This window comes from Pseudomonas sp. TE50-2 (genome assembly GCF_040813665.1).
GTDB classification, from domain to species: Bacteria; Pseudomonadota; Gammaproteobacteria; order Pseudomonadales; family Pseudomonadaceae; genus Aquipseudomonas; species Aquipseudomonas soli.
This window is the reverse complement of sequence record NZ_JBFNXN010000001.1, coordinates 4,988,861-5,014,035: the sequence shown is the minus strand read 5'-3', so window position 1 is coordinate 5,014,035 and position 25,175 is coordinate 4,988,861. Positions and strand designations below refer to the sequence as shown.

24 protein-coding genes and 4 tRNA genes are annotated in these 25,175 nt (G+C 63.5%); 11 read left to right on the top strand and 17 right to left on the bottom strand.

The window, feature by feature from the left end; genetic code table 11:
* Positions 1–80: 80 nt before the first annotated feature.
* From AAHK21_RS22940 to AAHK21_RS22930, 3 genes are all read right to left on the bottom strand, one after another.
* The gene (locus tag AAHK21_RS22940; RefSeq protein WP_046854898.1) at positions 81–389 is read right to left on the bottom strand and encodes a hypothetical protein; all 309 of its coding nucleotides are present in this window, start codon (positions 387–389) and stop codon (positions 81–83) included.
* A gap of 228 nt (positions 390–617) precedes the next feature.
* Positions 618–1,052, bottom strand: coding sequence for a DoxX family protein (locus tag AAHK21_RS22935; protein ID WP_367858423.1), 435 nt, complete (start codon positions 1,050–1,052; stop codon positions 618–620).
* 114 nt (positions 1,053–1,166) lie between these two features.
* Positions 1,167–2,573: a transglycosylase SLT domain-containing protein gene (locus AAHK21_RS22930; protein WP_367858422.1), complete on the bottom strand. Its 1,407-nt coding sequence runs from the start codon at positions 2,571–2,573 to the stop codon at positions 1,167–1,169.
* A gap of 158 nt (positions 2,574–2,731) precedes the next feature.
* Here AAHK21_RS22930 and AAHK21_RS22925 point away from each other — a divergent pair, with 158 nt between their 5' ends.
* From AAHK21_RS22925 to AAHK21_RS22915, 3 genes are all read left to right on the top strand, one after another.
* On the top strand, positions 2,732–3,538 hold the full coding sequence (locus AAHK21_RS22925; RefSeq protein ID WP_367858421.1) for a TatD family hydrolase: 807 nt from the start codon (positions 2,732–2,734) through the stop codon (positions 3,536–3,538).
* Positions 3,539–3,624: 86 nt separating this feature from the next.
* Positions 3,625–5,103, top strand: coding sequence for a methyl-accepting chemotaxis protein (locus AAHK21_RS22920; protein ID WP_046854896.1), 1,479 nt, complete (start codon positions 3,625–3,627; stop codon positions 5,101–5,103).
* A gap of 91 nt (positions 5,104–5,194) precedes the next feature.
* On the top strand, positions 5,195–5,563 hold the full coding sequence (locus tag AAHK21_RS22915) for an Mpo1-like protein (protein ID WP_046854895.1): 369 nt from the start codon (positions 5,195–5,197) through the stop codon (positions 5,561–5,563).
* 91 nt (positions 5,564–5,654) lie between these two features.
* Here AAHK21_RS22915 and AAHK21_RS22910 read toward each other — a convergent pair whose 3' ends face one another.
* The 3 genes from AAHK21_RS22910 to AAHK21_RS22900 form a co-directional block, all read right to left on the bottom strand.
* Positions 5,655–6,452, bottom strand: coding sequence for an acyl-CoA thioesterase (locus AAHK21_RS22910; protein ID WP_367858420.1), 798 nt, complete (start codon positions 6,450–6,452; stop codon positions 5,655–5,657).
* 83 nt (positions 6,453–6,535) lie between these two features.
* A complete protein-coding gene (locus AAHK21_RS22905; RefSeq protein WP_367858419.1) occupies positions 6,536–7,303 on the bottom strand; it encodes a CHAD domain-containing protein in 768 nt (255 codons plus the stop codon).
* A 14-nt stretch (positions 7,304–7,317) separates the two neighbouring features.
* Positions 7,318–7,596, bottom strand: a complete 279-nt coding sequence (locus AAHK21_RS22900; protein WP_046854892.1) for a hypothetical protein — start codon at positions 7,594–7,596, stop codon at positions 7,318–7,320.
* Positions 7,597–7,754: 158 nt separating this feature from the next.
* Between AAHK21_RS22900 and AAHK21_RS22895 the strand changes: the two genes are divergently transcribed.
* Positions 7,755–8,798 (top strand): patatin-like phospholipase family protein, encoded by a 1,044-nt coding sequence (locus AAHK21_RS22895; RefSeq protein WP_367858418.1) that lies wholly within the window; start codon positions 7,755–7,757, stop codon positions 8,796–8,798.
* A gap of 78 nt (positions 8,799–8,876) precedes the next feature.
* Here AAHK21_RS22895 and AAHK21_RS22890 read toward each other — a convergent pair whose 3' ends face one another.
* The 11 genes from AAHK21_RS22890 to AAHK21_RS22840 all read right to left on the bottom strand — a co-directional run bounded on the left by AAHK21_RS22890 (position 8,877) and on the right by AAHK21_RS22840 (position 18,471).
* Entirely contained in the window at positions 8,877–10,736 is a 1,860-nt protein-coding gene (locus AAHK21_RS22890; RefSeq protein ID WP_367858417.1) for a SurA N-terminal domain-containing protein, read from the bottom strand.
* A gap of 180 nt (positions 10,737–10,916) precedes the next feature.
* Complete coding sequence (locus tag AAHK21_RS22885; RefSeq protein WP_023629739.1) at positions 10,917–11,189, bottom strand: HU family DNA-binding protein; 273 nt, start codon at positions 11,187–11,189, stop codon at positions 10,917–10,919.
* 153 nt (positions 11,190–11,342) lie between these two features.
* Positions 11,343–13,739, bottom strand: coding sequence for an endopeptidase La (gene lon, locus AAHK21_RS22880; protein WP_046854889.1), 2,397 nt, complete (start codon positions 13,737–13,739; stop codon positions 11,343–11,345).
* A 153-nt stretch (positions 13,740–13,892) separates the two neighbouring features.
* Positions 13,893–15,176, bottom strand: coding sequence for an ATP-dependent Clp protease ATP-binding subunit ClpX (clpX, locus tag AAHK21_RS22875; protein WP_031314790.1), 1,284 nt, complete (start codon positions 15,174–15,176; stop codon positions 13,893–13,895).
* Positions 15,177–15,284: 108 nt separating this feature from the next.
* Entirely contained in the window at positions 15,285–15,926 is a 642-nt protein-coding gene (gene clpP, locus AAHK21_RS22870) for an ATP-dependent Clp endopeptidase proteolytic subunit ClpP (RefSeq protein ID WP_023629742.1), read from the bottom strand.
* Positions 15,927–16,017: 91 nt separating this feature from the next.
* Positions 16,018–17,331, bottom strand: a complete 1,314-nt coding sequence (gene tig, locus AAHK21_RS22865) for a trigger factor (RefSeq protein ID WP_367858416.1) — start codon at positions 17,329–17,331, stop codon at positions 16,018–16,020.
* A 248-nt stretch (positions 17,332–17,579) separates the two neighbouring features.
* Positions 17,580–17,879 (bottom strand): DUF6388 family protein, encoded by a 300-nt coding sequence (locus AAHK21_RS22860; protein WP_367858415.1) that lies wholly within the window; start codon positions 17,877–17,879, stop codon positions 17,580–17,582.
* 151 nt (positions 17,880–18,030) lie between these two features.
* A tRNA-His gene (locus AAHK21_RS22855) sits at positions 18,031–18,106 on the bottom strand.
* 36 nt (positions 18,107–18,142) lie between these two features.
* Positions 18,143–18,227 (bottom strand) — tRNA-Leu (locus AAHK21_RS22850).
* A 57-nt stretch (positions 18,228–18,284) separates the two neighbouring features.
* Positions 18,285–18,360: transfer RNA gene (locus tag AAHK21_RS22845), tRNA-His, on the bottom strand.
* Positions 18,361–18,394: 34 nt separating this feature from the next.
* Positions 18,395–18,471: transfer RNA gene (locus tag AAHK21_RS22840), tRNA-Arg, on the bottom strand.
* A 255-nt stretch (positions 18,472–18,726) separates the two neighbouring features.
* On the opposite strand from AAHK21_RS22840, the gene folD reads away from it, so the two are divergent.
* The 7 genes from folD (at position 18,727) to AAHK21_RS22805 (ending at position 25,168) form a co-directional block, all read left to right on the top strand.
* Entirely contained in the window at positions 18,727–19,581 is an 855-nt protein-coding gene (gene folD, locus AAHK21_RS22835; RefSeq protein ID WP_367858414.1) for a bifunctional methylenetetrahydrofolate dehydrogenase/methenyltetrahydrofolate cyclohydrolase FolD, read from the top strand.
* A gap of 204 nt (positions 19,582–19,785) precedes the next feature.
* Entirely contained in the window at positions 19,786–20,703 is a 918-nt protein-coding gene (ctlX, locus tag AAHK21_RS22830) for a citrulline utilization hydrolase CtlX (RefSeq protein WP_367858413.1), read from the top strand.
* 19 nt (positions 20,704–20,722) lie between these two features.
* Positions 20,723–21,769: an ornithine cyclodeaminase gene (locus tag AAHK21_RS22825; protein WP_367858412.1), complete on the top strand. Its 1,047-nt coding sequence runs from the start codon at positions 20,723–20,725 to the stop codon at positions 21,767–21,769.
* 249 nt (positions 21,770–22,018) lie between these two features.
* Positions 22,019–22,801 carry an ABC transporter substrate-binding protein gene (locus AAHK21_RS22820; protein ID WP_367858411.1) on the top strand — a complete coding sequence of 261 codons (783 nt, stop codon included), beginning with the start codon at positions 22,019–22,021 and terminating at the stop codon, positions 22,799–22,801.
* A gap of 126 nt (positions 22,802–22,927) precedes the next feature.
* Positions 22,928–23,635, top strand: a complete 708-nt coding sequence (locus AAHK21_RS22815; RefSeq protein WP_367858410.1) for an ABC transporter permease — start codon at positions 22,928–22,930, stop codon at positions 23,633–23,635.
* Positions 23,632–24,345, top strand: coding sequence for an ABC transporter permease (locus AAHK21_RS22810; RefSeq protein WP_367858409.1), 714 nt, complete (start codon positions 23,632–23,634; stop codon positions 24,343–24,345). Before AAHK21_RS22815 ends, AAHK21_RS22810 begins: the two co-directional genes overlap by 4 nt.
* A gap of 4 nt (positions 24,346–24,349) precedes the next feature.
* A complete protein-coding gene (locus AAHK21_RS22805; RefSeq protein ID WP_367858408.1) occupies positions 24,350–25,168 on the top strand; it encodes an ABC transporter ATP-binding protein in 819 nt (272 codons plus the stop codon).
* Positions 25,169–25,175: the final 7 nt, after the last annotated feature.

The window sequence follows — 25,175 nt, the reverse complement described above, 5'->3', positions numbered from 1 at the left end:
CCTCAGCGCATCCACAGCAGGCGCAAGGCGCCCACCGAGAGACCGAGCTTAACGAAAAACGCCTGGCCGCGACACGCCGCTCAACGGCGGGTGATCAGCCCCTGGCGGGCGATGCGGGTGAGCTGGCCGATGACCTCGTCGGCATCCTGCGCCGCGGGGGCCTGGATCACGGCCAGGTCGAAGCGGTCGTTGCCGTACTGATCGAGCTGGTCACAGCTGTCGGAGAACTGGATGAGGAAGGCACAGGCCTGGCCCTTACGCCGGGAGAAGCCATCGAGATTGCGCAAAAGCGTGGGTTGATGCTGGCCGCCGAGCAGGATGCGCGGGGTACGGGAAGCCTGGTTCTTGGCCAGGGGGGTCAAACAGACACTGGTACGTGGGCAACTCATGGAGTCTCTCTCCGCCTCGCTGATCCCGCTGGGCAGCGGTGGGAGGCGTCACCGAACCAGCGCTTTAGCGGTATTTCGGAAGACCCGTCGGGGGCCCTTCCTGCGCCCCGCAAGTAGCTGTTTAAATCGGCGCAATCGGTATGCTAGAGGGACACGCCGCAAGTTACAAGCTGCAAGTCGATCGCTTTGACCACTTGCAGCTTGAGGCTTGAAGCTTGCAGCTTTGTTTCAGCGTGCGATCACACGGTCCAGCGACAGGCGGCCCGCGCCTTCGATCAGCACAGCCACGGTGCCGGCCAGCAGCGCCAGGGCGAACTCATAACCGTTGTTGGACATGAACAGCCCGTTGCCGATATGCACCGAGAAGATCGCCACTACCAGGGTCACGCTTAGCGCCAGCGCAGCCGGGCGGGCCAAAAGGCCGAGCACCAGCGCCAGGCCGCCAAAGAACTCGGCGCTGCCGGACAGCAGGGCCATGAGGTAGCCCGGAGCCAGGCCGATGCTTTCCATCCACTGGCCGGTGCCTTCCAGGCCGTAGCCACCGAACAGGCCGAAGAGTTTCTGCGCGCCGTGGGCCATGAAGATGACACCGACCAGGATGCGCACGACGCTCAGGCCGTAGCCGGCGCGGGTGGTGAAAAGGGCTTTCAGGGAATTGTTCATGAGGTGCTTCCTTGTTTGAGCAGGTGTGTGTGTTGGATGGGCGCCATCATAATCAAATCATCGAATAAGAAAATCGCAATAATCGCGTAAATCATATCGAATAATTAGATTTAATTAGCGTTTGGCCACCCGCTCCAGGGAGGCGCGCTCGCGGTTGAACGCAAGGTAGTACTTGTTGACGCTGTTGACGAAGTTCACCGGCCCCATGCCCACCTGCTCCATGGCGATGCGCTCGGTCTGGAAGAACCACTGGTTGCCGTTGAGCCCCCGTCGCCGGGCTTCGGCGCGCATGGCCTGGACCCGCTCCGGCCCGAGGTTGTAGGCGGCCAGGATGAACGCCATGCGCTCGCGCTCGTTGAGCTGGGGGCTGGCGAAGAACTTGCGGCGGATCAGCGCCAGGTAGCGGGCGCTGGCCTGGACGTTGCCATCCACCGTGGCGGTGTTGCTCACGCCTACCCGCTGGGCCGCCGACGGCGTGATCTGCATCAGCCCGTGGGCACCGCCGGTGCCGCGCGCCTTGGGATCGAGGGTGGACTCCTTGAACGCCAGGGCGGCCAGGTTGAGCCAGTCGAACTGCTGGTCGCCGCCATGTTTCTGCAGCACCGGGCGCAACGCGGCCAGGCGCTGGCGGTCCTGGCGGGCCAATGGATTGTGCACCCGGTACTGGCGCCGGTAGATACGCTCGAACGCCGCGTCCTGGTTGTCGGGCGCGCGGTAGGTGGCCAGGAAGCGGTCCACCGCCGTGCGCAACATCGGCGCATCCTTGCGCAGATACCAGCGCATGGCCTGGGGCGGAGCCAGCTGCAGCTTGCTGTCGACCCGCAGGCGCGGCATCACCCGCGCCCAGCGCTGGGCGATGGGACGCTCCACCACGGTAAGCGGGTAGATGCCCGCCTGGACCATCTCCAGCACATCCTCCACCGCCAGCGTCGGGTCGACCCACTCCACCTTGATCGGTGCCCGCTTGCGCAGCGCCAACTGCTGGTTGATCGCCTCGATCGCCGGCCCCGCGGCACTGGCGGTGGTCAGGGCGATGGTGCGCCCGGACAGCTGTTCGGCACGGTTGTAGCCGCGCTCGCCCTTGCGCCCGACCAGTTGCAGGGGAACCTGGTCGAGCACCGGGGCGCTGGCCTCGACGCCGCGCACCAGGCCGGGGTCAAGCAGTTCACCGGGCGCGGCAAGATCGCCCTCGCCGCGCTGCAGCGCACCGAGTAACTGCTCCTTGGCGCGGGGGATTATCTTCAGGGTGATTTCCTGGCCGTCGGCGACCCGGGCATTGAGGGCGTGCTCCAGGCCACGCAGGCGGTAGTACTCGATCCCGACCGGTTCACCCTTAACCTCGCCGGAACTGTTGCGGCTCTGGTTGACCAGCACCCGCAGCACCTTGCTCGAGCGGATCTGCGCCAGGTCACGGGCCTGGCTGGCTGGCACATGCTGCTGCGGCCCCGCTTCGCCGGCAGCGACCGGCCCGGCGGCCAGCAACCCGGACAGCAACAGGCTGGTGAAAAAGGTTCGCACCATGGCGGTAAGGGTCCGAGGGCGGTTGGCAGGCACCATGCGCTGTGATCGATCCGTGATAAATGACCGCAACAGACCACGGCAAACGTTTGAAGTTCTTGGTTTTTTCGCGATATCGCGGTTTTTGCTATGCTGGCCGCCCTGCGGCAAGAGGTAGCACCATGCAACTGATCGATATCGGCGTCAACCTGACCAACAGCAGTTTCCGCGACCAGCAGACCGCTATCGTCGAGCGTGCCGTGGAAGCCGGCGTGGCACAGATGGTCCTCACCGGCACCAGTCTGGATGTCAGCGCCGAAGCGCTGGAACTGTGCCAACGCCTGGACGAACCCGGCCAGCGTCTGTTCAGTACTGCCGGCGTGCACCCCCACGATGCCAGCCACTGGAGCGCTAACAGCGAACGTCAGCTGCGCGAACTGCTCGCCCAACCGCGGGTCGTGGCCGTGGGCGAATGCGGCCTGGATTTCAACCGCGACTTCTCCCCACGCCCCGCCCAGGAAAAGGCCCTGGAGGCGCAGCTGGCGCTGGCGGTCGAGTTGCGCCTGCCGGTGTTCCTTCACGAGCGCGAGGCCAGCGAACGCCTGCTGGCGATCCTCAGGAGCTACCGCGACCACCTGAGCGCGGCAGTGGTGCACTGCTTCACCGGTGAGCGCCAGGCACTGTTCGCCTACCTCGACATGGACCTGCACATCGGCATCACCGGCTGGATCTGCGACGAGCGCCGTGGCACCCACCTGCACCCGCTGGTCGGCAACATCCCGGAAGGCCGCCTGATGCTGGAAAGCGACGCGCCCTACCTGCTGCCACGAAGCCTCAGGCCCAAGCCGAAGAACGGCCGCAACGAGCCCGCGTTCCTGCCCGAAGTGCTCCGCGAGGTGGCGCTGCACCGCGGCGAAACGATGGAACACACCGCCGCCCACACCAGCGCCTGCGCCCGCGCGTTCTTCGGCCTGCCTGAGGTTTCTTGACGCATATCAACGAGGTCCCTGGCCTTGGCGGGCACAATGATGGCACCTTGCCAATAATGTTTCCGCCAACTCAGAGAAGACCTACCATGGGTGCCTGGCTTAGCAACGTTTCCCTCAAATACAAGTTCTGGGCCGTCAACGCAGTGGCCTTCGTCACCACGCTGATGCTGGTGCTCTATGCCGTGCACCTGGAGCAGCAGGCCCGCGCCAGCGGCGCCCAGGCGCAAGCGCAGGCCCAGGCCGAACTGCTCGCGGCCTGGCCCGCCGGGCAGGCGCTACCCACGCAGGCCAACCTGATCACCTGGCGCAACGGCCAGACACCGCAGTTTGCCGGCGAACCGCTCGAGGCCCTGCGCGATGCCCAGGGCTGGGTCGAACTGCCCAGTGCCTGGATCCTCGGCGACAACCCCCTGCGCGGCGCCCAGGTACTGCGCCGGGACGAGCAGCACATCGCCGTGCTTGCCCAGTCCCCCAGCCTGCGCCAGGTCTATTTCGACCGCTTCAGCAACTATGCCGTGTGCGTGCTGATCCTGATGCTGGCGATGCTGTGCGCCTCGCAGCTGCTGATCCGCTTCCTGCTCAGCCAGCTCAACACCCTCAAGGACGTGATGCTGCACGTAGAAAAAACCGGCGACCTCTCGGCCCGGGTACCGCTGGCCTGCGGCGACGAAGTCGGCCAGATGGCCGGTGCGTTCAACGCCATGCAGACCACTTACCACCGCGTGGTCAGCACCGTGGCGCGCACCGCCGCGCAGCTCGACTCGGGCGCCGCGCGCCTGGCCGGCAGCATGGACGAGGTGCGCCACGGCATGATCGGCCAGCAGAGCGAGACCGACCAGGCGGCCACCGCGATCAACGAGATGACCGCCACGGTGCACCATATCGCCCAGCACGCCGGCGCCACCCGCGACCTGTCGCAGACCGCCGACACCCTGGCCGGCAGCGGCCAGGCCGTGGTCAGCCGCGTGCAGGACTCGATTGCCGGGCTGTCCAGCGGTGTGCAGCAGACTGCCGAAATGATCCGCCAGCTGGCTGACGACAGCCAGAAGATCAATGGCGTGGTGGGGGTCATCCACAGCATTGCCGAACAGACCAATCTGCTTGCCCTCAACGCCGCCATCGAGGCCGCCCGGGCCGGCGACCTGGGCCGGGGCTTCGCCGTGGTCGCCGACGAAGTGCGCAACCTGGCCAAACGTGTGCAGACCTCCACCGACGAGATCACCACCATGGTCGCCGACCTGCAGGCCGGCACCCGCGATGCGGTGGATTTCATGCAGGAAAGCTCGTACAAGGCCGACGATTGCGTCAAGCAGGCGCGCGAGGCCGGCGAGGCCCTGGCCGAGATCACCAGCGCCGTGGCGCAGATGCGCGAAAGCAACACCCAGATCGCCGTGGCCGCCGAGCAGCAGAGCCAGGTGGCCGAGGAGATGAACCGCGCCGTCGTCAGTATCCGCGACGTGACCGAAGAGACCGTGCAGCAGACCGTGGGCTCGGCCACCACCAGCAGCGAACTGGCGACCCTCGCCGGCGAACTGAACAAGGCCATCGGCCAGCTCAAGCTCTGACCCTCACTGGCTATGGTCACCATAGCCAGCCTCGATTGGCCCACATGCGGGGGCCGCACTAAGCTTTGCACAGGCCCCCGAGGATCTGTCCATGAGCAAACGACTGCCCAACCTGCCCGCCTGGCAATGGCGCGGCTACCACCACAATCACCGCCACCCCACCAACCTGGTGCTGCATCTGATCGCCGTGCCGCTGTTCATCCTGGGCGCGCTGCTGGTGTTGTCGGGGCTGTTCGGGCTGGACCTGTCGCAGATCGCCGTGGGCGTCATCGCCTTGGTGGCCGGGCTCGGCCTGCAACGCCAGGGGCATCGCCTGGAAGCCGAGCAGCCCGAGCCTTTCGCCAATCGCCAGGATGCCGTGCAGCGGCTGCTCACCGAGCAGTTCATCACCTTCCCGCGCTTCGTGCTGAGCGGCGCCTGGTGGCGGGCCTGGCGCGAGCGGCACAAGCATCGCCACTGACTGAAAACATCGCGGGGCAAGCCCGCTCCCACAAGCGCCATTGAACGCCGTGGCAGCGGGCTTGCCCCGCGATTGACTTGATGAAGATGGCTCAGGCGAACACGGTCACCGTCTGCCGGCTCAACGCCAGCAACTCCCCTTCCGCCGTCCACAACGCAGCGGCCGCATGCCCATAGCCATCCCGGGCATACTCGGTCTCGACCACATAGCGGCACCAGTCGAGGGTCGACAGCTGCGGCGTGGGCTGCACGAACTCGATGGTCCAGGTCAGCGTGCTACCGGCGGCGGGCTGCTTGAGATATGGCAGCAGGCTGGGCGGCCAGGCATCGACCAGCGCTAGCAGGTGCGCCACCCCGACCGGCTCCTCGGCGACATCACGCAGGCGTACCCAACCGCCCATATGCCGTGAGTCGTTGCCACTGAACGGCAGGCCGCCCAGCGCCCAGCGAAACGCCACGTGCTGCATGAACTCCGGTGTAATGCCCTTGATGAAGGGCAGCTCCGATGCCGCCTCCTGCAGCGGCTTCATCGGCATCGCGGCTGGCGCGTCGACCGCCACCACGGAAGAACGACCGGCACCGAAACTGCCCTGCACCAGGGTCACCACCTGGCCATCCTGCACGGCGCGTCCGAGCAAGGTGCTGACCGCCTTGCCCTCGCGCAGCACTTCCACCTCCAGGCTGATCGGTACATCCGGCGCCGCCGGGCCGACGAAGGTGATGGCCAGCGAACGCACCGGGCGGTTGTCGCCGAGCTTCTGGCGCATCGCTTCGTGCACCATCGCCGCCATCAGGCCGCCGAACACCGCCCGCCCCTGGGCCCAGCCAGCCGGCACGCTAACCGCCTCGGGGTGAGCGCGCGCGGCTGTCAGCAATTCTGTGAAGTTCATGTGCCAGGGCTCCTGCGCGAAAAGAACCGATAGTAACCAGCGATCACGCCAGCCACAGCCCGCATTTCGGTCATTTGCCGGGACTAACGGCGCGCCAGGGCTTTTTGCAATGCCTCGAGGGTCAGATCCGAGCGCCCCTCGGCAGCATGCAGCTCATGCTCCCAGGCCACCTTGCAACCCGCCAGGTCGCTGTGCTCACGCACCTGCAGCAACCACTGCACGCGGTCATGCCAGTCGCCAAGATCGCCTTGCGCCTTTTTCAACAGACGCTGCAGCTTCTTGCCGGCATGCTCGAGTTGGGGGTAGGCCTCATCCCCATAGCGAACGCGCTTGATCAGCAGGCGCAGACGATGCCGATCATGGGCCGGATCATCCAGCGCCCTGGCCAGCTTGCGCCATTGCTTCTCCAGGCGCTTGTCGATGCGCCTACGCATGCCTTGCGTCAAGCCTTCGCGGTCGGCAGCGCGCAAGAACAGCGGGAAGGCGTCGAGAATCGCCAGTACCCGAGTAAGCTGGGCACTGGTCGCGACGCCGGCAAAGGTCCTCGCCCTTCCCTCCTGGCGGCGCTCGCCGGCCTGCATATGACCGCGCCCGACCAGTTGCGCAGCCAGCACTTCGCGGTCACGCAACGGTGTGGTGAGCGTGCCCAGTGCCCCCGCCGCTTCCTCCAACTGCTCGACACCCGGCAAGCCACGCAGGGGCCGCAACAGGCTACGCAGCCGGCGCAGGGTGGTGCGCAGGTCGTGCAGCGCCTCGCTGTCGGTATCGGCGGCGAGACGCTCGCGGCAGGCCAGCATCCCCACCTGCAGGGCCAGGACCCTGGAAACCACATGGTCGATCATGCTCGGCATGTGACGCTCCTCACTCAACGCCCGGCGCGGGACTCACGAATGTAGAAACGCGCCTTCTCGGCCTTGCGGGTGCAACCTTCAAAGCCTTCGAACTGCTGCTGGGTCTTGGCACCAGTCAGCAGCGACAGCGCCTTGGAATAACTCACGGTGCCGGCAAAGCCTTCGGCCTTGGCCAGATCCAGTTCCTTCCAGGCGGCATCAAGCTGGGTCGCGCAACTGTCGCGATAGGCCGTCTTGCCCGCGCAGCCGGCCAGGGCCAGGGCAATCAGAGGAAGGGTGATCCAGGCTTTCATCGGTAATACCTCGAGGGTGAAAAACTAAGGTGGCCGTTCGACGGCACAACAAACGAAAAGTGCCCTGCTCAGCGTAGTTCAGCGCGGGCTACATTGAAGCACAGGTGGCATTAGGTGCATTGTTGGACCATGGTTGCACAGTTGCAGGGGGAATAGTCATGGGCAAACGCGTGGCATTGGTACTGGGCTCCGGTGGCGCCCGAGGGTATGCGCACATCGGTGTGATCGAGGAAATCGAACGGCGCGGCTACGAGATCGCCTGCATCGCCGGTTGCTCCATGGGCGCGGTGATCGGCGGCATCTACGCCGCCGGCAAGCTCGACGAGTACCGCAGCTGGATCGAGAGCCTGGACTACCTCGACGTGCTGCGCCTGGTCGATGTCAGCTTTCGCCTGGGCGCCATTCGTGGCGACAAGGTGTTCGGGCAGATCCGCAAGATCGTCGGCGAGATCAACATCGAACAGTTGCGCATTCCCTACACGGCAGTCGCCACCGACCTGACCAACCAGCAGGAAATATGGTTCCAGGAGGGCTGCCTGCACCAGGCCATGCGCGCCTCGGCGGCCATCCCCAGCCTGTTCACCCCGGTGGTGCAAGGCAATCGCATGCTGGTCGATGGCGGCATTCTCAATCCGCTGCCGATCGTCCCGGTGGTGTCCAGCCACTGCGACCTGATCATCGCCGTCAACCTCAACGCCACCAACCAGATGCAGTATCAGTTACCGGTGATCGAGCGTCCGGCGGCGTTCAAGATGCGTTTCGACGCCTTGATCAGCTCGCTGGGGTCGCGCCTGCCGTTCCGGCGCAAGCCGGCCGAACAGCTGATCCGTCTGGAGCAGGAGATCGTCGCCGAAGGGCTCGCCGCAGCCAACCCCTGGCTGGGCGAGAGCGCCGAACCGCAAGGCCAGCAGCCGGCGGCGGCGCCGCAGAGCGAAGGCGCGCCCAAGTCGGCCACCGGCTCGTTCATCGTCGACAACGTCGGCCCGGCGTCCTTGCTGGACCTGATCAACCAGAGTTTCGAAGTGATGCAGACGTCGTTGGCGCAGTACAAGATCGCCGGGTATCCGCCGGATGTGCTGATCAACGTTCCCAAGCGGGTATGCCGCTTCTTCGAGTTCTACAAAGCACCGGAACTGATCGCCCTGGGGCGGGAGATTGCCCGGGACACGCTGGACAATCATGAAGGGGTCCGGCGCTCCTGAGGCCATCACGATGGTGCCATCAAGCACACAAACGAAACAGGCCGCATTAAGCGGCCTGTTTCGCGATCAGCACACGACTCAGTAGCGGGTGATGTCGGCACTGCCTTCCAGCAGCTTGCGATAGGCCGCGAAGTCCTGCGAACCGGCACGCGATGCGAGGTAGCGACGGATCTGCGCTTTCTCTTCATCGGTGGCGGCGGCACCTTCGTTGACGCCCTTCAACTGCAGGACCACCAGGCTGCCATCGCCCAGCACCACGCTGCCGTAGACCGGCTTGTCCTTGGCCGCTGGCTTGCCGAGGCGGAATACCGCCTGCAGCTCGGCCGGATCGATGCCGTCCTGGCCACGGGTGACCGCTTCATGAAGCTTCCAGCCCTGACCTTCGGCCTTGACCGAGCCATCGCGCAGGCCAGCGATCAGTTTGTCGGCCTTGGCCTTGAGTTCGGCAATCGCCTTCTCCTTCGCCAGGTGCTCGCTGATGTTCTTGGCCACGGCCTCCAACGGCAGCTGCTCGGGCTTGCGGTGCTCCTTGACGCGCACGACCACCACGGTTTCCGGATCGAGTTCGATGGCGTTGCTGTTGGCGCCCTCTTCCAGCACCTGCTCGCTGAACGCGGCCTGGATCACCGCACGGTTGGCAGTGATGCCTTCGCCGCCCTCGCGACCGAATGCTGCGGAAGTGTGTACCTTCAGGCCCAGGTCCTGGGCCGGCTGGGCCAGGTCGGAAGCTTCGAAGGCGGTGTCTTCGAGCTGCTTGGTGGCCTCGACGAAGCGCTGCTCCACTTGCTGGGTCTTCAGCTCGTGGGTCAGTTTGTCCTTCAGGCTGGCGAAGCTCGGTACGTCCGGCGCCTGCACGCCCAGCAGCTTGATCAGGTGGTAGCCGAACTCGGTGCGCACCGGTGCCGATACCTGGTCCTTGTTCAGCTTGTACAGCGCGTCCTCGAAGGCCGGGTCGTACACGCCAGGGCCGGCGAAGCCGAGGTCACCACCGGTGTTGGCCGAACCCGGATCCTGGGAGAATTCCTTGGCCAGTTTGGCGAAGTCCTCACCCTTGTCCAGGCGCTGCTGGATCTCTTCGATGCGGGCCTTGGCGTTGGCATCGTCAGTCTTGTCGTTGACCTCGATCAGGATGTGCGCGGCATGGCGCTGCTCGCCCAGATTGGCGATTTCCTTCTCGTACAGGGCCTTGAGCTCGCCGTCGTCGACCTTGACCTGGTCGAAGAAGGCCGACTTCTTCAGCTCGAGGTAATCGATGACCACTTGATCCGGGGTCATGAATTCCTTGGCGTGCTGGTCGTAGTGCGCCTTGACCTCGTCATCGCTCACCTTGACCGCGGCCGGATCGGCCTTGAAGGTCTGCGAAGCGAAATCACGGGTCTGCTTCTCGAGGCGGGCGAAGGCCTCGACCTGCTTGTCGGTGACGAAGCTGCTGCCGGCAAGGCCGGTGCGCAGTTGGCCGATGAGCATTTCCTGGGCGAGCATCTCGCGGAACTGCATGCGGCCGTAGCCCATCTGGCGGATGACCGAATCGAAGCGCTCGGCGCTGAACTTGCCATCGACCTGGAATTCAGGCGTCTGCAGGATCAGCTGATCCAGCGCGGCCTCGGAAAAAGCGAACTTGGCGTCTTCGGCACCCTGCAACAGCAGCTTGCGATCGATCAGCCCCTTGAGCGCGGCTTCGCGCAGCATCTTCTCGTCCAGCAGCGCAGGGTCGAAATCCTTGCCCAACTGTTGCATCAGCTGGCGGCGCTGCATGTCCACGGCCTGGCTCAGCTCGTTCTGGCTGATGGTCTGGCCGTTCACCTTGGCGGCGTCCTGGCTATGGCTGGCGGCCTGGAAAATGGCCTCGAAACCGGTCAATGCCATCAGTACGACGATGAGGCCGATGATGGTCTTGGCAATCCAACCTTGTGAATTGTCCCTGATATTCTGCAGCATGCGTCCCCCAGAAACGGCTGTACCACTGCGTCGACAACCGCGGAGCGTGGGTAGAATCCTGATAGAAGAAAGGCGCATCCAGTGGATGCGCCTTTTCGAAGCGAGCGTGCCAGCGGGAACGTTTGCGACCCGCCGTCACGCGGTCGGCCCTGGCGACGCCCGGGCCGGCTGAAAGACGACTTAGTTGACGGCGTCTTTCAGGCCCTTGCCAGCTTTGAAGCCAGGAACCTTGGCGGCAGCGATCTTGATCGCCTTGCCGGTTTGCGGGTTACGGCCGGTGCGCTCAGCGCGCTCCTTGACCGAGAAGGTGCCGAAGCCAACCAGGACAACATCGTCACCGGCTTTCAGGGCGCCTTGAACGGATTCGATCACTGCGTCCAGCGCACGGCCGGCTACAGCTTTCGGGATGTCAGCGGATGCGGCGATAGCGTCAATCAGTTCCGACTTGTTCACTCTAAGTCCCCTTATTTCTCTATTGAGTTTGTTTCTAAGTATGTAATGAAAAGCTTATGAAACGAGCGCTGGGTGGCCTGTTGACACTGGCGTGCCGCTTTATAGCAAGGGGCCGAAAATGCTGTCAACCAAAGCCCCCCAGCGAAATACGTACTAGTGCGTGCTGATTCTTTCCTTAGCATCGCCGTCGCGCTTCTCATCTTTCGCGACAATCTCCGGAGCCACATCTGGCAAGGGCTCCGGGGCGTATTGCAGCGCAATTTGGAGGACTTCGTCAATCCATTTGACCGGTTTGATCTGAAGATCCTGTTTGATGTTTTCCGGAATCTCCTTCAAGTCGCGAACATTCTCTTCCGGAATGATCACCGTCTTGATCCCGCCACGGTGTGCCGCCAGGAGTTTTTCCTTGAGCCCGCCAATGGCCAGAACCTGGCCACGCAAGGTGATCTCACCGGTCATCGCCACATCGGCGCGAACCGGGATCTGGGTCAGGGCCGACACCAGCGCGGTGCACATGCCGATACCGGCGCTCGGGCCATCCTTGGGCGTGGCACCTTCGGGCATGTGGATGTGAACGTCGCGCTTCTCGTGGAAGTCTGCAGCGATCCCCAGGCTTTGAGCGCGGCTGCGCACCACCGTCTGCGCGGCAGTGATCGACTCGACCATGACGTCGCCGAGCGAACCGGTCTTGATCAATTGCCCCTTGCCGGGAATGACCACAGCCTCGATGGTCAGCAATTCGCCACCCACCTGGGTCCATGCAAGGCCCGTGACCTGGCCGATCTGATCCTGCTGCTCGGCCAGGCCGTAGCGGAACTTGCGCACGCCCAGCAACTGCTCGAGCTGCTCGCCGGTCACCTTGACCTTCACCTGCTTGGCGCCGGTGTGCTCCTTGACCACTTTGCGGCAGACCTTGGCGATCTGGCGCTCCAGGCCACGCACGCCGGCCTCGCGGGTGTAGTAGCGAATGATGTCGCGGATGGCCGAGACGTCGACCTCCAGCTCATCCTTCTTCAAACCATTGGCCTTGACCTGCTTGGGCACCAGGTACTTGACCGCGATGTTGATCTTCTCGTCCTCGGTGTAGCCCGGCAGGCGGATGACTTCCATGCGGTCAAGCAGCGCCGGCGGGATGTTCATCGAGTTCGAGGTGCACAGGAACATCACGTCCGAGAGGTCGTAGTCGACCTCCAGATAGTGGTCGTTGAAGTTGTGGTTCTGCTCGGGGTCGAGCACCTCCAGCAACGCCGAGGCCGGGTCACCACGCATGTCGCTGCCCATCTTGTCGATCTCGTCGAGCAGGAACAGCGGATTGCGTACACCGACCTTGGTCATTTTCTGAATCAGACGACCGGGCATCGAACCGATGTAGGTACGACGGTGGCCACGGATCTCGGCTTCGTCACGCACGCCCCCCAGGGCCATGCGCACGAACTTGCGGTTGGTGGCGGCGGCGATCGACTCGGCCAGCGAGGTCTTGCCCACGCCAGGTGGACCGACCAGGCACAGCACCGGGCCGCGGATCTTCTTCACCCGCTTCTGCACGGCGAGATACTCGAGGATGCGTTCCTTGACCTCTTCCAGGCCGTAGTGGTCCGCGTCGAGGATCTCCTCGGCCTTGGTCAGGTCCAGGCGCACCTTGCTCTGGGCCTTCCACGGCACCTGCACCAGCCAGTCGAGGTACGAGCGCACCACGGTGGCTTCAGCCGACATCGGCGACATCTGCTTGAGCTTGTTCAGCTCGGCCTGGGCCTTGGCCAGGGCGTCCTTGGGCAGGCCTGCGGCGTCGATGCGCTTTTTCAGCTCCTCGACTTCGTTGTGACCTTCGTCGCCATCGCCGAGCTCCTTCTGAATGGCCTTCATCTGCTCATTCAGGTAGTACTCGCGCTGGCTGCGCTCCATCTGCTTCTTCACGCGACCGCGAATGCGTTTCTCGACCTGCAGCAAGTCGATCTCGGCATCGAGCAGCGCCAGTACGTGCTCGACACGCGCCTGCAGCTCGACGATCTCGAGGATCTCCTGCTTCTGCTCGATCTTCAACGCCATGTGCGCGGCCATGGTATCGACCAGGCGCCCAGGTTCTTCGATGCTGTTGAGCGAGGACAACACTTCGGCCGGGACTTTCTTGCCCAGTTGCACGTATTGCTCGAACTGCGACAGCAAGGTGCGCACGAAGACCTCGGACTCGCGCTCGGCGGTCTCGACTTCATCGATCAGGCTGACTTCGGCACGGATATGGCCATCGACTTCGTTGAAGCGCTCGACAGCGCCACGCTGCTCACCCTCGACCAGCACCTTGACGGTGCCATCGGGCAGCTTGAGCAGTTGCAGCACGGTGGCGACGGTGCCCACGCGATACAGGGCGTCTTCGCCTGGATCGTCGTCGGCAGGATTCTTCTGGGCCAGCAGGAGGATCTGCTTCTCGCCCGTCATCGCGGCCTCGAGGGCCTCGATGGACTTCTCACGCCCCACGAACAGTGGGATGACCATGTGCGGATAGACGACAACGTCGCGCAATGGCAAAAGAGGCAAGTCGAGGGTGGTCTTCATGATTTCGCCTCTACAGCGGCCATGTGGCCGGAAACCGTTGGAAATGGTGCTTGGGGCTAATGTGGGGGCAGCCCTGGGAAATTACAAGCGCCCAGGCCATGAAATGCAAAAAGGGGCCAAAAAGGCCCCTTCCTGTTGCTACCCCGTTCCCGATCAGGCGTCGGGAGCGGCCTTGGCTTGCGGCTCGCTGTTCTCGTAGATCAGCAGCGGCTGCGAAGAGCCTTCGATGACGCTTTCGTCGATCACCACCTTGCTGACATCCTTCTGCGAAGGGATCTCGTACATGGTGTCGAGCAGCACGCCCTCGAGGATCGAACGCAGGCCACGGGCGCCGGTCTTGCGCTCCAGAGCCTTGCGCGCGACGGCCTTGAGCGCATCGCTGCGGAACTCGAGGTCGACGCTTTCCATCTCGAACAGCTTGGCGTATTGCTTGGTCAGCGCGTTCTTCGGCTCGGTGAGGATCTGCATCAGCGCAGCCTCGTCCAGCTCGTCCAGCGTCGCCAGAACCGGCAGACGGCCGACGAACTCCGGAATCAGGCCGAACTTGACCAGATCGTCCGGCTCGACCTCACGCAGCGACTCGCCGACCTTCTTGCCCTCTTCCTTGCTGCGCACTTCGGCACTGAAGCCGATGCCGCCCTTGGTGGAGCGGTTCTGGATGACCTTTTCCAGGCCAGAGAACGCGCCACCGCAGATGAACAGGATGTTGCGGGTATCGACCTGCAGGAACTCCTGTTGCGGGTGCTTGCGACCGCCTTGCGGCGGTACCGAGGCAACAGTGCCCTCGATCAGCTTCAACAGCGCCTGCTGCACGCCCTCGCCCGAGACGTCACGGGTGATGGACGGGTTGTCCGACTTGCGCGAGATCTTGTCGATCTCGTCGATGTAGACAATGCCCATCTGGGCCTTTTCCACGTCGTAGTCGCACTTCTGCAGCAGTTTCTGAATGATGTTCTCGACGTCCTCACCAACATAACCGGCTTCGGTCAGGGTGGTGGCATCGGCAATGGTGAACGGTACGTTCAGCAGGCGCGCGAGTGTCTCGGCCAGCAGCGTCTTGCCCGAGCCGGTCGGCCCGATCAGCAGGATGTTGCTCTTGCCCAGTTCGACTTCGTCGCCCTTCTTGTCACGCTGATTCAGGCGCTTGTAGTGGTTGTACACCGCTACCGCCAGCACCTTTTTCGCGCGTTCCTGACCAATGACATACTGGTCCAGGATACCGCTGATTTCTTTCGGCGAGGGTAGCTTGTGCGCGTTGCTCTCGGCCTGGGCTTCCTGCACCTCCTCACGGATGATGTCGTTGCACAGGTCGACGCACTCGTCGCAGATAAATACCGAGGGGCCGGCAATCAACTTGCGCACTTCGTGCTGGCTTTTGCCGCAGAAGGAGCAATAGAGCAATTTGCCGTTGTCCTCGCCGTTACGGGTGTCAGTCATTCGATCGATCCAATCCGGTAGGCTTGAAACACAAGATGAAGGCAATCGCTGGCTTTTTCAAGTCCGCGGGTAGGCGCAATCTGCACCCACCCGCTCTGGCGCATTGCTTCAGGATGCCAGTTGCCGCTTGTCGTAGACCGAGTCGATCAGGCCGTACTCGGCCGCGCGCGCAGCGCTCATGAAGTTGTCACGCTCGGTGTCGCGCTTGATGGTTTCCAGCGGCTGGCCGGTGTGATGGGCCAGCAGCTCGTTCAGGCGCGCCTTGATGTTGAGGATTTCCTGGGCGTGGATCTCGATATCGGTCGCCTGACCCTGGAAACCGCCCAGCGGCTGGTGAATCATCACCCGCGAGTTGGGCAGGCAGTGGCGCTTGCCGGCGGCACCAGCCGCGAGCAGGAAGGCGCCCATGCTGCAGGCCTGGCCGATGCAGATGGTCGAGACGTCCGGCTTGATGAACTGCATGGTGTCGTAGATCGACATGCCAGCCGTCACGGAGCCGCCTGGGGAGTTGATGTAAAGATGGATATCCTTGTCCGGGTTTTCCGCCTCAAGGAACAGCAGTTGCGCCACTACCAGGTTGGCCATGTAGTCCTCTACAGGGCCGACCAGGAAGATCACGCGCTCCTTCAGGAGGCGCGAATAGATGTCGTAGGCGCGTTCGCCACGGGCGGACTGCTCGATAACCATCGGGACCAGGCCGCCCGCGGCCTGGATGTCAGAGCTCTGCTGAATATAAGAATTGCGGGACATGTCCTGCACTCACTCCCAAATAGTCATGGCTTGAATACGCACAAGCCAGCGCGAAGGCTGGCTTGTGGGGGTTTCCTACGAGAGTAGCCTGTTACTCAGCGTCGGCAGCTGCCTGGGCTGGTTTCACGGCTTCTTCGTACGAGACCGATTTGTCGGTCACAGTCGCTTTCTGCAGGACAGTATCTACAACTTGTTCTTCCAGTACAACCGAACGCACTTCGTTCAGTTGCTGGTCGTTCTTGTAGTACCAGGCGATGACCTGCTCAGGCTCCTGGTAGGCCGAGGCCATCTCTTCGATGACTTCGCGAACCTTGGCTTCGTCCGGCTTCAGGTCGAACTGCTTGACCACTTCGGCAACGATCAGACCCAGGACCACGCGACGCTTGGCCTGCTCTTCGAACATCTCGACTGGCAGCTGCTCAGGCTTGATGTTGCCACCGAACTGCTGAACGGCCTGCACGCGCAGACGGTTGACTTCGTTTTCCAGCAGGGCTTTTGGCACCTCGACCGGGTTGGCGGCCAGCAGACCGTCCATGACCTGGTTCTTGACCTTGGCCTTGGTGGCCTGGCGCAGTTCACGCTCCATGTTCTTGCGAACTTCGGCGCGGAAGCCTTCCAGGGTCGATTCCTTGATGCCGAACTGGGCGAAGAAGGCTTCGTTCAGTTCTGGCAGCACAGGGGCCGAAACGCTGTTGACGGTAATGGTGAACTCGGCGGCCTTGCCTGCCAGGTCCAGGTTCTGGTAGTCCTCAGGGAAGGTCACGTTGACCACGCGCTCTTCGCCAGCCTTGGCGCCAACCAGACCTTCTTCGAAGCCCGGGATCATGCGGCCGGAACCCAGCACCAGCTGGGTGCCCTTGGCCGAACCGCCGGCGAAGGCTTCGCCGTCGATCTTGCCGACGAAGTCGATGTTGACCTGGTCGTCGTTCTGCGCGGCGCGCTCGACGGCCTCGAAACGGGTGTTCTGCTTGCGCAGGACTTCCAGCATGTTGTCCAGGTCGGCGTCAGCCACTTCGGCGCTCAGGCGCTCGACGGCGATCGAGTCGAAACCGGCAACGGTGAACTCAGGGAAGACTTCGAAGATGGCGACGAACTCGAGGTCCTTGCCTTTTTCGAACGATTTTGGCTCGACGGCAGGAGCGCCGGCCGGGTTCAGCTTCTGCTCGACGATGGCTTCGTAGAAGGAAGCCTGGACCAGGTCACCGAAGGCTTCCTGACGGGCATCGGCCTCGAAACGCTGGCGGATCACGCTCATCGGCACCTTGCCCGGGCGGAAGCCCGCGATCTTGGCGCGCTTGGCAGTCTGCTGCAGACGCTTGTTGACTTCGTTCTCGACGCGCTCGGCCGGAACGGCGATGGTCATGCGGCGCTCGAGAGCGGAAGTGTTTTCAACAGAAACTTGCATGGATATTCCTCGTTGCACAGACGTTAGCCGGCGATAACCCGACTCCAGAATCAAGGGCAAACATTCTAGTGACTCGCGCACCAGAAGTCACCCCACCCGGATTGTCGGCGAAACACGCCGGTCGATTTCCCTGGAAGGCCCGCACGACGGGGCGTCGAGCCTATTCATATAACGACCGCGCGCCACCTCGAATGCCGCGCAGTTGTAAAACCTTGTCAAACAAACAACAGCCTGGGCGATCGCCAGTTTTACTGCGGCTCGATCTCGTTGAACTGGCAGTATTCTTCCCAAGCCAGGCCCAGCGCCTCGGCCACCTCGCGGTGCACTTCCAGGCGCATGGCCTGCAACTGCTCCGGCGACTCGGCGATCAGCTGCAACGCGTACTCCCAGGGCTGGACACCCTGCTCCTGGGCTGCATCCTCGAACGCCCATTCGATCTGCTGGGCCTGCTCGCGGGCATCCAGCTCACGGACTTCTTCGAGCAACTGCGGATTGGCCTCGGCAAAACGCTGCAGCGCCAGGGCTTGGCGCGCCTCTTTTGCAATCATATGCGCTACTCCTCTGGCAGCCTGTTCGGCCAGGCATTCAACCGGCTGAAATCTAACAGCTTTTATTGCCTGACCACCAGTAGCCACAGGCACCGGATGGCAGAAACAAAAAAGGCGCCCGATCATTCGATCCGGGCGCCTTCTGAAAATATGGGGTGGACGATGGGAATCGAACCCACGACAACCGGAATCACAATCCGGCGCTCTACCAACTGAGCTACGCCCACCATAATGCAGTGTTGCGGTACAGCCTTACAGAAACATGGTGCGGACGAAGAGACTCGAACTCTTACAGCTTGCGCCGCTGGAACCTAAATCCAGTGTGTCTACCAATTTCACCACGTCCGCATGAAACGCTTAGAACAAGGGCGCCGGATCATTCAATCGAGGCGCCCCTGAAAAATCTGGGGTGGACGATGGGAATCGAACCCACGACAACCGGAATCACAATCCGGCGCTCTACCAACTGAGCTACGCCCACCAAAACGCGTTACTGCTTACTTGCCCGAGCCTAATGGCGCACCCGGCAGGACTCGAACCTGCGACCATCCGCTTAGAAGGCGGATGCTCTATCCAGCTGAGCTACGGGCGCTTAAGCTTCCAGCCAAACCGAACAAGCGAATCACTCATTCTGCCCGGCTTTGCCAACCCGTGCCAGGCAGTGCCCGACAAGTGCGGCGAATCTTATAGGCGACCCTGAGAGGCGTCAACACCTTTCGCAAAAAAATTTAAATTATTGAAGGGGTTAGGGGATTTGCCCGACCACCCGCCTTTGCCCTTGGGCCATGTCGTGCGAGAATGTGCGCTTCTTATATATGTTCCCTTCTCGATGGTTAATCACGCGTCTATGACTGCACACCTTATCGATGGCAAGGCGATCGCCGCCAACCTGCGCCAGCAGATCGCCCAACGTGTCGCCGAGCGCCGCCAGCAGGGCCTGCGCACGCCAGGCCTGGCGGTGATCCTGGTCGGCAGCGACCCGGCCTCCCAAGTCTATGTCTCGCACAAGCGCAAGGACTGTGAAGAGGTCGGCTTCATTTCCCAGGCGTTCGACCTGCCCAGCGATACCACGCAGCAAGCCCTGGCCGATCTGATCGACCGGCTCAACGACGACCCGGCAGTCGACGGCATTCTCCTGCAACTGCCGCTGCCGGAGCACCTGGACGCCTCGCTGCTGCTCGAGCGCATCCGCCCGGACAAGGACGTGGACGGTTTCCACCCCTACAACATCGGCCGCCTGGCCCAGCGCATCCCGCTGCTGCGCCCGTGCACCCCGAAAGGCATCATGACCCTGCTGCACAGCACCGGCCAGGACCTGTACGGCATGAACGCGGTGATCGTCGGCGCATCCAACATCGTCGGCCGGCCAATGGCCATGGAGCTGCTGCTGGCCGGCTGCACCGTCACCGTCTGCCACCGTTTCACCAAGGACCTGCCCGGCCATGTCGGCCGTGCCGACCTGGTGGTGGTCGCTGCCGGCAAGCCGGGGCTGGTCAAGGGTGAGTGGGTCAAGGAAGACGCCATCGTCATCGACGTCGGCATCAACCGCCAGGAAGACGGCAAGCTGGTTGGCGACGTGGTCTACGAGACCGCCCTGCCCCGCGCCGGCTGGATCACCCCGGTGCCGGGCGGCGTGGGCCCGATGACCCGTGCATGCCTGCTGGAGAACACCCTGTATGCGGCTGAAGAGCTGCACAAGTAATACGGTGTTCCGGCAATAACGAAAACGGCGCCCTTCGAGGCGCCGTTTCTCTTTGACTCCCCCACCAAAGCCGCATACAGCCGATTCGGCTGCCATCCCATCCACTTCAGCTGTTTCTGGCTGCTCCCCACTCACGCTTCAGCCGGGATCTCTTCCCGATCCCCCCGACAATGGTCACACAGCCCACCTGTGGATGCGTGCCCAATGCAAACAACAAATACCGTCCTCATGATTCGCCCGGCGCGGTTCGCCTTCAACCCCGACACCGCCGCCAACAACCGCTTCCAGCAAGCGCCGCTGGACCCTGAGACCGCCAGCGCGAAGGCCCTGGAAGAGTTCGACGGCTACGTCGACAGCCTGCGCCAGCACGGTGTCGACGTACTGGTGGTGCAGGACACCCCGGAGCCCCATACCCCTGACTCGATCTTCCCCAACAACTGCTGGAGCAGCCATGCCGACGGCAGCCTGGTGCTCTACCCGATGGAGGGCAAGAACCGCCGCCTGGAACGCAGCAAGGGCGTACTGGGCGTGCTGAGCGAGCGCTTCGCCATCCAGCGCACCGTCGACCTGAGCCCGCTGGAACAGCAGAATCTGTTCCTCGAAGGCACCGGCAGCATGGTCCTGGACCGTGAGCACCGCATCAGCTACGCCTGTCACTCCGGGCGCACCCACGAACGCGCCCTGCGCCAGTTCGCCGAGCACCTGGACTACCGCCTGTGCCTGTTCCACGCCGTGGACCGCCAGCAGGCGCCGATCTACCACAGCAACGTGATGATGAATGTCGGCCGCCAGCTCGCCGTGGCCTGCCTCGATGCCCTCCCCCAGCCAGACGAACGCCGTGCACTGGAACATTCGCTGCGCGACACCGACAAGCAGGTGCTGGCGCTGAACTTCGATCAGCTGGAGAACTTCGCCGGCAACATGCTCGAGGTCCACGACCGCGACGGCCGCTCGCTGCTGGTGATGTCGCGCAGCGCCTGGCGCTCGCTCGATGCGCAGCAGCGCCGCCAGGTCGAACGCCACAGCCATCCGCTGGTGGTGAACATCGACCATATCGAACGTATAGGCGGCGGCAGCGCCCGCTGCATGCTCGCCGAAATCCACCTGCCCTCGCGCCACTGACCCGTCAAGGAGAACCATCATGACCCGCTACATCGACGTAAATGACCTCGCCCGCCTGGTCAACCGCAAGGGCCTGCCCACCTGCCTGACCGAGATGGCCGAGTACATCCGCCAGGACTACCTGCGCTGGCACGACTTCGAGAAATGCGCGCGCCTGGCCAACCACTCGCCGGACGGCGTGATCGAACTGATGCCTGTGTCCGACGCCAACCTGTACGCCTTCAAATACGTCAACGGCCACCCGAAGAACACCCACAACGGCCTGCTCACCGTGATGGCTTTTGGCGCCCTGGGCGATGTCGATACCGGCGCGCCGGTGCTGCTCAGCGAGATGACCCTGACCACCGCCATCCGTACCGCCGCCACCTCGGCCCTGGCCGCCCGCTACCTGGCGCGCCCGGACAGCAAGCGCATGGCGCTGATCGGCAACGGCTCGCAAAGCGAGTTCCAGGCCATCGCCTTCCACACCCTGCTGGGCATCGAGGAAATCCGCCTGTTCGACATCGACCGCAAGGCTTCGGAGAAACTGGCGGCCAACCTGGCCGGCTACCCGCAACTGAAGCTGACCATTGCCGGCAGCGTGGCCGAGGCAGTGCGCGGCGCCGACATCGTCACCACGGTTACCGCCGACAAGGCCTACGCCACCATCCTCACCCCGGAGCTGATCGAACCGGGCATGCACCTCAATGCCGTGGGCGGCGACTGCCCGGGCAAGACCGAACTGCACCGCGACATCGTCGAGCGCGCCCGGGTGATCGTCGAGTACGAACCGCAGAGCCGGATCGAAGGCGAGATCCAGCAGATGCCCGCCGACTCGCCGACCACCGAGTTCTGGCAGGTGGTCGAGGGCAGCGCCGCAGGCCGCGAGAACGCCGGGCAAGTCACGTTGTTCGACTCGGTCGGCTTCGCCCTGGAGGACTACTCGGCGCTGCGCTATCTGCTGGACGTGGCCCGCGCTCTGGACATCGGGCATGACATTGCGCTTGTGCCTGAACTCGAGAACCCTAAGGACCTGTTTGCCTTGCTGCAGCCAAAAGGGTGTGAGCGCAAGGCCAGTGCTGCCTGACCGAACACGCGGGGCCGCTTGGCGGCCCCAATGACCGAAACGGCTGTCGCACATCCATAAATCTTTGTCGGAACAGCCGTTTCGGCTGCAAGTGGCCCACTAACAGCCGAATCCGGCCTCCCACGCGCTGGCAAACGACACAAAAAACCTGTCTATCTCGCGCATTCTGAGCGCGACCCATGAGTCACTGACGGACCTACACGCATCAACCGCCCTACTACCAATAACAACACCCAGGGACCCAAGACCATGCTCTCCATGCGAAAACGCCTCGGCGTGCTGCTGTTCTCGTTGTGTGCCACCAGCGTTGCCCAGGCCAAGGAGTGGACCGAGATCCGCTTCGGCGTCTTCCCCGAATACCCACCTTTCGAGTCCGTCGCCGCCGATGGCAGCCTGCAAGGCTTCGACATCGACCTGGGCAATGCCATCTGCGCCAAGCTGCAGGTCAAGTGCACCTGGGTGCACAACGAGTTCGACGGCATGATCCCGGCCCTGCGCGCCCGCAAGTTCGACGCCATCATGTCTTCCATGGCCGTCACCCCGGCACGCCTGAAGCAGATCGACTTCACCAGCCGCCTGTTCCTCAGCCCCACCTCGGTGATCGTGCGCAAGTCGGCCGACTTCGGCGACACCACCGAATCGCTCAAGGGCAAGCAGGTCGGCGTGCTCCAGGGCTCGTTGCAGGAAGCCTACGCCCGCGCCGTGCTGGCGCCGCAGGGCGCGCAGGTCAAGGCCTACCAGAGCCAGGACCAGAACTACGCCGACCTGATCAATGGCCGCCTCGACGCCACCGTCACCGACAAGCTCGAAGCCCAGCTCAACTTCCTCTCCAAGCCCGAAGGCGCCGACTTCAAGAGCGGCCCGGCGATCAAGGACCCAACCTTGCCGCTGGACATCGCCATGGGCCTGCGCAAGAGCGATCCCGAACTCAAGGCCCTGCTCGACAAGGGCATCGCCATGATCCATGCCGACGGCACCTACGCCGAAATCCAGAAGAAGTACGTCGGCGACGTGGATATCTACAACGAGTGACCTACAGCGCCGATCGCGGGGCAAATCGGGTCGCCGCATCGCCGCTCCCACGGGCTCAACACCGCGTGGGAGCGGCGATGCGGCGACCCGACTTGCCCCGCGATGGCCTCCCCGCGAGATCCTGTCATGAACGACTTCCTCTCTCACGGCCTGCAAGGCTTCGGCCCGCTGCTGGCCCAGGGCACCTGGATGACCCTCAAGCTGGCCCTGCTGTCACTGGCGCTCAGCCTCGCACTGGGTCTGATCGGCGCCAGCGCCAAGCTGTCGCGATCCAGGCTGCTGCGCCTCCCGGCCACCCTCTACACCACGCTGATCCGCAGCGTTCCCGACCTGGTGCTGATCCTGCTGATCTTCTACAGCATGCAGATCTGGCTCAACGACCTGACCGAGATGCTGGGCTGGGACTATGTCGAAATCGACCCGTTCAGCGCCGGGGTAGTCACCCTGGGCTTCATCTATGGCGCCTACTTCACTGAGAACTTCCGCGGCGCCATCCTCAGCGTACCCGTCGGGCAGCTGGAGGCCGCCACCGCCTATGGCCTGAGCCGGGCACAGCGGTTTCGGCTGGTGCTGTTCCCGCAACTGATGCGCTTCGCCCTGCCGGGGCTGGGCAACAACTGGCTGGTGTTGCTCAAGTCCACCGCGCTGGTGTCGATCATCGGTCTGGCCGACCTGGTCAAGGCCGCGCAGAACGCCGGCAAGACCACCAATGACATGCTGTTCTTCCTGTGCCTGGCGGGCCTGGTCTACCTGGTCATCACCACCTTGTCCAATCGCCTGCTCAAGCACCTCGAGCGGCGCTACAACATCGGCATCAAGGAGCTGGCGCGATGATCGAACTCCTTCAGGAATATGGCCTGGCCTATCTCTACAACGATGGCACCGGCCTCTCGGGCCTGGCCATGACCCTCTGGCTGTTCCTGGCCAGCATGGTGCTGGGCTTCGCCTTGTCGCTGCCCCTGGCCTTGGCGCGTACTTCGCGTCATGCCTGGCTGCGCCTGCCGGTGCAACTGTACACCTTCGTGTTCCGCGGCACGCCGCTCTATATCCAATTGCTGATCTGCTACACCGGGCTCTACAGCCTGCAGCTAGTGCGCGACCACGCCCTGCTCGACCAGTTTTTCCGCAACGCGCTCAACTGCACCTTATTGGCGTTCGTGCTCAACACCAGCGCCTACACCGTGGAAATCTTCGCCGGGGCCATCCGCAACCTGCCCGCTGGCGAGCTGGAGGCGGCCCAGGCCTATGGCTTGCGCGGCTGGAAGCTCAACCTGTTCCTGGTGCTGCCCGCCGCCCTGCGCCGCTCACTGCCGGCCTACAGCAACGAACTGATCCTGATGCTGCATGCCACCTCGCTGGCCTTCACCGCCACCGTCGCCGACATCCTCAAGGTCGCCCGCGACGCCAACGCCGCAACCTTCCTGACCTTCCAGGCCTTCGGCGTGGCTGCCCTGCTGTACATGCTGCTGTCCTTCGCCCTGGTCGGCCTGTTCCGCGTGGCCGAACGGCGCTGGATGCGCTTCCTTGACCCTGTACGAGGCTGAACCCATGAACGCTACCGCACTGCCACTCACCACCTTCGAACAGGCACCGACAGCCCGTGCCCATGCCGGCGCGATCAAGCTCAGCGTCGAGGGCCTGCACAAGCATTACGGCGAGCATCAGGTGCTCAAGGGTGTCTCGCTGCAGGCACGCAAGGGCGACGTGATCAGCCTGATCGGCGCCAGCGGCTCGGGCAAGAGCACCTTCCTGCGCTGCATCAACTTCCTCGAGCAGCCCAATGCCGGCAGCATCACCCTCGACGGCCAGACCCTGGAGATCCACCCCGGCACCCGCACCCCGCCACCGGCCCAGCTGCAGAACCTGCGCACGCGTCTGGCCATGGTGTTCCAGCACTTCAACCTGTGGAGCCACCTGACGGTGCTGGAGAACATCTGCCTGGCGCCACGCAAGGTGCTGGGGATCAGCGCCAGCGAAGCCGAGGCGCGGGCGCGCAAGTACCTCGACAAGGTCGGCCTGCCGGCACGCGCCGCCGAGCAGTATCCGGCGTTTCTCTCCGGCGGCCAGCAACAGCGCGTGGCCATCGCCCGGGCGCTGGCCATGGAGCCGGAAATCATCCTGTTCGACGAGCCCACCTCGGCACTCGACCCGGAGCTGGTCGGCGAAGTGCTCAAGGTGATACAGACGCTCGCCGAGGAAGGACGTACCATGCTCATGGTCACCCATGAAATGGGCTTTGCCCGCCAGGTATCGAGCCAGGTGCTGTTCCTGCACCAGGGCCTGGTCGAGGAAAGCGGCAGCGCCGAGATCCTCGACCGGCCACAGAGCGAGCGCCTGCGGCAGTTCCTCTCCAACCGCCTCAAGTGAAGTCAAG

Excerpts from the sequence above, each read along its gene's own strand:
- AAHK21_RS22940 (WP_046854898.1), bottom strand. The coding sequence starts at position 389 with ATGAGTTGCCCACGTACCAGTGTCTGTTTGACCCCCCTGGCCAAGAAC.
- AAHK21_RS22935 (WP_367858423.1), bottom strand. The coding sequence starts at position 1,052 with ATGAACAATTCCCTGAAAGCCCTTTTCACCACCCGCGCCGGCTACGGC.
- AAHK21_RS22930 (WP_367858422.1), bottom strand. The coding sequence starts at position 2,573 with ATGGTGCGAACCTTTTTCACCAGCCTGTTGCTGTCCGGGTTGCTGGCC.
- AAHK21_RS22925 (WP_367858421.1), top strand. The coding sequence starts at position 2,732 with ATGCAACTGATCGATATCGGCGTCAACCTGACCAACAGCAGTTTCCGC.
- AAHK21_RS22920 (WP_046854896.1), top strand. The coding sequence starts at position 3,625 with ATGGGTGCCTGGCTTAGCAACGTTTCCCTCAAATACAAGTTCTGGGCC.
- AAHK21_RS22915 (WP_046854895.1), top strand. The coding sequence starts at position 5,195 with ATGAGCAAACGACTGCCCAACCTGCCCGCCTGGCAATGGCGCGGCTAC.
- AAHK21_RS22910 (WP_367858420.1), bottom strand. The coding sequence starts at position 6,452 with ATGAACTTCACAGAATTGCTGACAGCCGCGCGCGCTCACCCCGAGGCG.
- AAHK21_RS22905 (WP_367858419.1), bottom strand. The coding sequence starts at position 7,303 with ATGCCGAGCATGATCGACCATGTGGTTTCCAGGGTCCTGGCCCTGCAG.
- AAHK21_RS22900 (WP_046854892.1), bottom strand. The coding sequence starts at position 7,596 with ATGAAAGCCTGGATCACCCTTCCTCTGATTGCCCTGGCCCTGGCCGGC.
- AAHK21_RS22895 (WP_367858418.1), top strand. The coding sequence starts at position 7,755 with ATGGGCAAACGCGTGGCATTGGTACTGGGCTCCGGTGGCGCCCGAGGG.
- AAHK21_RS22890 (WP_367858417.1), bottom strand. The coding sequence starts at position 10,736 with ATGCTGCAGAATATCAGGGACAATTCACAAGGTTGGATTGCCAAGACC.
- lon (WP_046854889.1), bottom strand. The coding sequence starts at position 13,739 with ATGAAGACCACCCTCGACTTGCCTCTTTTGCCATTGCGCGACGTTGTC.
- clpX (WP_031314790.1), bottom strand. The coding sequence starts at position 15,176 with ATGACTGACACCCGTAACGGCGAGGACAACGGCAAATTGCTCTATTGC.
- clpP (WP_023629742.1), bottom strand. The coding sequence starts at position 15,926 with ATGTCCCGCAATTCTTATATTCAGCAGAGCTCTGACATCCAGGCCGCG.
- tig (WP_367858416.1), bottom strand. The coding sequence starts at position 17,331 with ATGCAAGTTTCTGTTGAAAACACTTCCGCTCTCGAGCGCCGCATGACC.
- AAHK21_RS22860 (WP_367858415.1), bottom strand. The coding sequence starts at position 17,879 with ATGATTGCAAAAGAGGCGCGCCAAGCCCTGGCGCTGCAGCGTTTTGCC.
- folD (WP_367858414.1), top strand. The coding sequence starts at position 18,727 with ATGACTGCACACCTTATCGATGGCAAGGCGATCGCCGCCAACCTGCGC.
- ctlX (WP_367858413.1), top strand. The coding sequence starts at position 19,786 with ATGCAAACAACAAATACCGTCCTCATGATTCGCCCGGCGCGGTTCGCC.
- AAHK21_RS22825 (WP_367858412.1), top strand. The coding sequence starts at position 20,723 with ATGACCCGCTACATCGACGTAAATGACCTCGCCCGCCTGGTCAACCGC.
- AAHK21_RS22820 (WP_367858411.1), top strand. The coding sequence starts at position 22,019 with ATGCTCTCCATGCGAAAACGCCTCGGCGTGCTGCTGTTCTCGTTGTGT.
- AAHK21_RS22815 (WP_367858410.1), top strand. The coding sequence starts at position 22,928 with ATGAACGACTTCCTCTCTCACGGCCTGCAAGGCTTCGGCCCGCTGCTG.
- AAHK21_RS22810 (WP_367858409.1), top strand. The coding sequence starts at position 23,632 with ATGATCGAACTCCTTCAGGAATATGGCCTGGCCTATCTCTACAACGAT.
- AAHK21_RS22805 (WP_367858408.1), top strand. The coding sequence starts at position 24,350 with ATGAACGCTACCGCACTGCCACTCACCACCTTCGAACAGGCACCGACA.